The organism is Microcystis sp. BLCC-F209 (genome assembly GCF_041928595.1).
Taxonomy (GTDB): domain Bacteria; phylum Cyanobacteriota; class Cyanobacteriia; order Cyanobacteriales; family Microcystaceae; genus Microcystis.
Genome location: NZ_JBHFLL010000205.1, coordinates 1 through 6,342 on the forward strand (window position 1 = coordinate 1; position 6,342 = coordinate 6,342).

Here is a 6,342-nt window from a genome sequence, read left to right on the forward strand (position 1 = left end):
CCAGCTTTGGTGGGTAAAATGTATTCTAAGATACATTTCTCAAGAGCGAGGGGGTGGAACGAACCACAAAGACACAAAGGACACAAAGATCGATCGATCCTATGTCAATTAAACTTATCACACAGAACCTAGAAGAGCCAAGAAAACGGCAACTTCCTAATTAGATATCTGTTAGGGATTGGGAAGAAAACCAAAAAGTTTGGCTGCCCCTCCCAAAATGGCAACAACCAAAGCGATTAGAATCCCTCGATTGGTAAATTCCTGATTAGCGACTCTTGCAGTTAATCCTTTAATTTCTGTGGTTAGTCGCTCATCTAGGGCTTTAATCTCCCCTTTTAACTCCGATTGTCCTATCTCTAGCTTGTTAACATCCCTTTGTAGAGAGTCTATTTTCCCCTCAATCCTTGTTAGAACAGCTTCTAGGGAATAAGTCACGGTTTCGTTAGACATGAGCTAAACTCCTATATTTTGCTATGTTATAATCGCCTTATTTAGGGTTTGCCACCGAGGAGAGAAAATCTGATACTGACGGTGATTATTGCCCCGATACCGGCACTAATTCACCCAACAATTAGAGGTAAAATTAACCCCCGAAATCCCTGTAAGTCAGAAACAGACTTAACTAAAACAGATTGCTCGTTTTCTACTTTCTCTAATCTTTTATCGATGCCCTCAACCTTAAAGCCTAAGGCTTTAATCTCCCCTTTTAGCTCTGATTGTCCTATTTCTAGCTTGTTAACATCCCTTTGTAGAGAGTCTATTTTTCCCTCAATCCTTGTTAGAACAGCTTCTAGGGAATAAGTCACGGTTTCGTTAGACATGAGCTAAACTCCTATATTTTGCCATGTTGCGGTCTCGCGTAGCGAGCGCGTTGCGACCGCCTAATCTTCTGTCGGCGCGATTGCTCCAGTGGGGACTAATTCTAATAATTCTCCAGGCTGTACTCAGTAGCGATCGCATTAAAATAATCACACAATCAATTAAAAGTATAATAATACTAAATCCGTTGAGTAACGCACAGAAAACGGGTTTCTCCGAGAAACCCGTTTTCTACTCATGCACTCATGCACAAGAGGGAATAAATAATCATTCTTTAATAACCGGATTTAATATTAGTAAAAATTATCAATTGAATGTTAAGAAGTGCGGAAAGTGGGATTTAATACTGCTCACTTAAAACTCAAATCTGATAACTGGTAACTGGTAACTGATAACTGATAAATCCTTAGATTTCGGGGGCTTTTAGGGAATAAAGGGAGAAACTGGGGGTTTTTGCCTTTGCCTGTTGCACTAAACTGGGGACAGAATTACGCGCTAGGGCGGTTAATTTATTGGTGGTAGCATCGTAAATTGTCGTGGCTACTTTGGGATAGAGTCCAATGCCGATAATTGGCACTAATAGAGAAGCGATAATAAAGACTTCCCGGGGTTCCGCATCCACTAGGGCATGGTGTTCTTCTAATTCCTTATTTTCCGGCCCGTAGAGAATTTCTCGCAACATGGACAAGAGATAAATCGGGGTGAGAATGACACCGATAGCCGCTAAAAAGACGATGATGACGCGGAAAGTGGGACTATAGGCATCACTGGTGGCAAAACCAATAAATACCATTAATTCCGCCACAAAACCGCTCATCCCGGGCAAAGCTAGGGAAGCGAGGGAACAGGTGGTCCACATGGCAAAAACTTTCTTCATTTTCTTGCCGACACCGCCCATCTCGTCTAACATCAGGGTATGGGTGCGATCATAGGTACAACCGACCATAAAGAATAAACTCGCCCCAATCAGTCCGTGGGAAATCATCTGTAACATCGCCCCACTTGTACCAATATCGGTAAAGGAAGCCATACCAATCAGCACAAATCCCATGTGAGAGATGGAAGAATAGGCAATTTTGCGCTTAAGATTGCGTTGGGCAAAGGAAGTTAAGGCGGCGTAGATAATATTAACTACCCCTAAAATGACCAAAACGGGCGCAAAAACGGCGTGAGCATCGGGTAACATCCCCATATTCATCCGTAAGAGCGCATAACCACCCATTTTAAGCAAAATTCCCGCTAGTAACATATGGGCGGGGGCAGTGGCTTCGCCGTGGGCATCCGGCAGCCAAGTATGGAGGGGGAAAATCGGCAGTTTTACCCCGTAGGCAATCAGAAAACCGGCGTAGAGGAATAATTGCAGTTTCAGGGGGAAGTCTTTACCAGCAATAGTCACCATGTCAAAGGAGACGGTATCGCCATAAAAAGCCATCGTCAGCGCCGCTACAAGGATGAATAGGGAGCCTCCGGCGGTGTAAAGGATAAATTTGGTGGCCGCGTAGAGACGGCGTTTACCGCCCCAAATAGAGAGGATGAGATAGACGGGGACTAATTCTAATTCCCAGACGAGGAAGAACAGTAACAGATCCTGGACGGCAAACACCGCAATCTGTCCCCCGTACATCAACAGCATCAGGAAGTAGAATAGTTTCGGTTTAAAAGTGACCGGCCAAGCCGCTAAGATAGCCAGAGTGGTGATAAATCCCGTTAAGATAATCAGAGGCATGGAGAGGCCATCGGCTCCTAAGGACCATCTTAGGTCAATTTCGGGCAACCATTGGTAACTTTCCACTAATTGCAGATTGGGATTAGCGAAATCGTAACTGCTATAGAAAGCGTAGATAATTAGGGCAAAGTCGATTAATCCCACCGTCAGAGCAAACCATCTCACGGTTTTACCGTCTTTATCGGGAATTATGGGAACCAATAAAGCAGCGACGATGGGAAAAAGGATGATGGCAGTTAACCAAGGAAAGTTCGTTAGATTCATCGGCTGTTTTAATATTTATTTAATCGTCAGAATCGAGAAATTAAGCTAAGGTATTTTGACGGTTTTACCTAGCAAAACCGCCTTTTTTCGCTTGTTCTCCCGGTTACATTTAACTGTACCTAACCCAATCTAGCAATTATTATCCCGTCCTTGTCTGTTAATATTGTTAAGTTTCAAGAGACTTCTGGCCTAATTAGGGTTTGCTAAAAAAGTTTTTCGGTGGGGGCAGGGTGTGGGGTGTGGGGTGTAGGGTTTTATACCATTAACCCATCCGACAAATATAGCGTTTCCTAAGCTAGTGAGGTACACATATTTTTCTTCCCTTTTGACTTTTGACTTTTGCCTTTTGCCTAAAACCCATAACTTTTGTACCTCAGCAGACTGAAAAACGCTATAATTGTGCCTCCCTACTTAATCGGGCAGATCAAAGAGAACGCCCGTCATATAACGCTCTGCCCATTCCCACCCGAAGGCTTTTTCTAGTACACGCCGAGTTTTATCGTTTTTCTGCTGTTGACTACAATAATCCCGTTGTCCCTGTAAATAAATGCGCGCTTCTTCTCCGGAAAGGGGCTGACTTTCCATAGCACATTTGCAGTGAATTGTCAAGAAATCTGTAACTCTTTGTAAAAATTGTCGTTCCTCGGCGGCGGTTTCGGGACGAATAAACAGACAATATTGGGAGAAAATATGACCCCAAGGCGGTAAATCACGAGCTTGGGCGAAATCAGCCCCAGGTAAAGCCGCTAAAGCTTGATTATAGGCACTAGGGAGAGTTTTATCGCTACTGGTGGGAGAAAGATCCACAATAGCGGCACTGATTCCCGCTTTGCCGGAGACTATATCACATCCAAACATCGGCAGCGGATATTCTCGACGGGGGAACATGACACAGTGAAGTATATCCAAACCATTGCCCAGTTTAGCCAGTTCTAGGTGCATTTTGCGGAACTGGGGGGTTTGATAGCAGCGATTCTCGATAATTAATTTTTCCCCTTCTAAACGTCCCTCCACATAGCCTAAACCTTCCGGCAACTCAAAGGGCGACAAATCAAGATAATTTTCCCAGTGGGACAGAATTGCCGTGGCTAATTGTCCAATCAGGGGATGAAGCAACGGTAAAATTTCAGGGTTGGTAACGGCTATCATGGGTCAGTAATCAGTAATCAGTAATCAGTAATCAGTCATCAGTTATCAGTCATCAGTTATCAGTCATCAGCTTTTTTCTCCCTATTTGCCTATTTCCCTATTTCCCCATCTCCTTATCTCCCCATCTCCTTATCTCCCCTCTCCCTATTTCCCTATTTCCCTATCACCCTATTTCCCTATCTCCCTATCTCCCTATCTCCTGACATCTAAAATCCACTTTACCCCATGGAGCGATCGAGATTAGAACTGGGAAACATAAAATTAACTTTTTGATCCTTCTCCCAATTTAGCCTATGGTTAGCAGTGCCGCTCGTCCAAGACCTTCCTTAAAAACCCTCTGGCAAAAGATAGAATCTTCTCCCTTGCCAGAAACCGAGGAATCGATTATTTTAAGAATTCTGGTGCAAGCGTTAGTAATCGTCGGTATTATCGCCACGGATGTGGCTACCGATAGTTATACCAGTATTTGGGCTGTTCCTCTCAGTATTATCGGCGGAATCTGGAGTTGGCGACGCAGGAAAAAGCGCAATATCGGGGCAAAATTTTGTATAGCGATCGGAATGTTGGTAGTTTTGGCGCTATTCTTGGGTGATATAGTTGCGATGCAGGATAGTCGCATTGCCCTAACACAATTACTAATTCAATTACAAATTCTCCATAGTTTTGACCTGCCCCGACGCAAAGATTTAGGGTATTCTATGGTAATCGGTTTAATTCTCTTGGGAGTCGCCGGGACAATCTCTCAAACCCTTGCTTTTGCGCCTTGGTTAATCCTCTTTCTGTTTTTATCCCTACCTACCCTAGTTTTAGACTATCGTTCTCGTTTAGGTTTAGATAATCTCAATCAGAGTCTCCCTTTCTTCTCAAGGAAACCCCCGCATCTAGCCACAAAAAAATTAGTTTCCCCGGAAAATTCCCCCCTTTCTCCCAAACGTTTCGGGATTTTCTTTCTGACAATTCTCCTCTTGGGATTGACAATTTTTGCTCTGATGCCGCGTTTTCCGGGTTATCAAATTCAATCTTTTCCCGTCAATAGTCCCGAAGGTATGGAAAATCAGGGTTTTGAACAGGGAGACAGACAAATCGTTAACCCCGGCTATGTGCGCGAGGGTGAAACGGGGAATGGTGGCGTAAATGGCGGTAATAGTCCCACTACAGGGTCAGGACAGTTAGATCCTACCTTTTATTACGGTTTTAACAGCCAAATTAACCAAAATTTGCGGGGAAGTATGACTCCCCAGACAGTCATGCGGGTACGTTCCCAAGCCCCCGGATTCTGGCGGGCGATGGCCTTTGATCGCTATACTGGTCAAGGTTGGCAAATCTCGCGAGATCAAGAAGTAGAGGATTTAAATCGCAATCGTTGGTCTTATCGCTTTTTTGTGCCGTTACCCGCAACCCAGGCCAAAACCCATCAGGTAGTCCAAACCTACAGCATTGTCTCCAGTTTACCGAATATTATCCCTGCTCTTACTTGGCCCCAGTTTCTCTTTTTTCCCACTCGACAGGTATCTTTTGACCGAGAAAATAGCTTAAGGTCGCCGGGGGGATTAGCGGAAGGGCTAACTTATACTGTAATCTCACAAGTGCCGGAACGCAATCGCAGCCAACTGCGATCGGCCCCAGAAACCTACCCTAAGTCTATTCTCAACTATTATTTACAAATTCCTGCCGAAATTGCCCCGAAAGTCCGCCAAAAAACCGAGGAATTGCTGGCAAAATCTGCCAAACCTTTAACCTCTCCCTACGAGAAGGCCCTATATTTGGCCCAAGCATTGAAGCAAAACTACGAATTAAAAACCGATTTGCCCTTTTTAGCCGAAAATGAGGATTTAGTCTCGGCCTTTTTGTTTCGTTTTCAGGGGGGTTACGCCGATCATTTTTCCACCGTGTTAACGATTATGTTACGCTCGATCGGTATTCCTGCCCGATTAGCCACCGGTTTTGCCCCTGGCCAGTTTAATCCTTTCACTGGCTTTTATGTTGTCCAAAATACGGACGCTTACGCCATCACAGAGGTGTTTTTCCCTGGTTACGGTTGGTACACTTTCGATCCTATCCCGGGCCACGAATTAATTCCCCCATCCTTTGAGCAAGCGGAACCTTTTAGCGTCCTCAAGCAATTTTGGCAATGGGTAGCTGGATGGTTGCCCTCTCCAGTAACGGGTTTTCTCGGTCTGATTTGGGAAAATGTTATCGTTACCATCGGTAAGTTATTGGCCTGGTTATGGCGCTTTATTTCTGGCAGTCTTTTCGGGGGAATTCTCGGCGGTTTAGTGGGGGTCGTCCTCGCTTACGCTAGTTGGTTAGGATGGGGACAGTTCCATCGTTGGCGTAGGAGTCGCAAGTTGGCAAAACTACCACCAATCGAGCGTTTATACCAG

The 6,342-nt window shown here is 44.7% G+C and carries 4 protein-coding genes and 1 pseudogene; 1 reads left to right on the forward strand and 4 read right to left on the reverse strand.

What is annotated here, in order from left to right; genetic code table 11:
* Window positions 1-171 precede the first annotated feature (171 nt).
* The 4 genes and pseudogenes from ACE1AQ_RS13195 to ACE1AQ_RS13210 all read right to left on the reverse strand — a co-directional run bounded on the left by ACE1AQ_RS13195 (window position 172) and on the right by ACE1AQ_RS13210 (window position 3,958).
* Window positions 172-450 (reverse strand): hypothetical protein, encoded by a 279-nt coding sequence (locus tag ACE1AQ_RS13195; protein ID WP_002735949.1) that lies wholly within the window; start codon window positions 448-450, stop codon window positions 172-174.
* A 41-nt stretch (window positions 451-491) separates the two neighbouring features.
* Window positions 492-821: pseudogene (locus ACE1AQ_RS13200) on the reverse strand (hypothetical protein).
* A gap of 404 nt (window positions 822-1,225) precedes the next feature.
* The gene (gene ndhD1 / locus ACE1AQ_RS13205; protein WP_002768562.1) at window positions 1,226-2,809 is read right to left on the reverse strand and encodes a photosynthetic/respiratory NAD(P)H-quinone oxidoreductase subunit D1; all 1,584 of its coding nucleotides are present in this window, start codon (window positions 2,807-2,809) and stop codon (window positions 1,226-1,228) included.
* Window positions 2,810-3,220: 411 nt separating this feature from the next.
* Entirely contained in the window at window positions 3,221-3,958 is a 738-nt protein-coding gene (locus ACE1AQ_RS13210) for a phycocyanobilin:ferredoxin oxidoreductase (RefSeq protein ID WP_110543874.1), read from the reverse strand.
* Window positions 3,959-4,251: 293 nt separating this feature from the next.
* Here ACE1AQ_RS13210 and ACE1AQ_RS13215 point away from each other — a divergent pair.
* Window positions 4,252-6,342, forward strand: a 2,091-nt coding sequence (locus ACE1AQ_RS13215) for a transglutaminaseTgpA domain-containing protein (RefSeq protein ID WP_374808557.1), incomplete at its 3' end; no start/stop codon positions are given.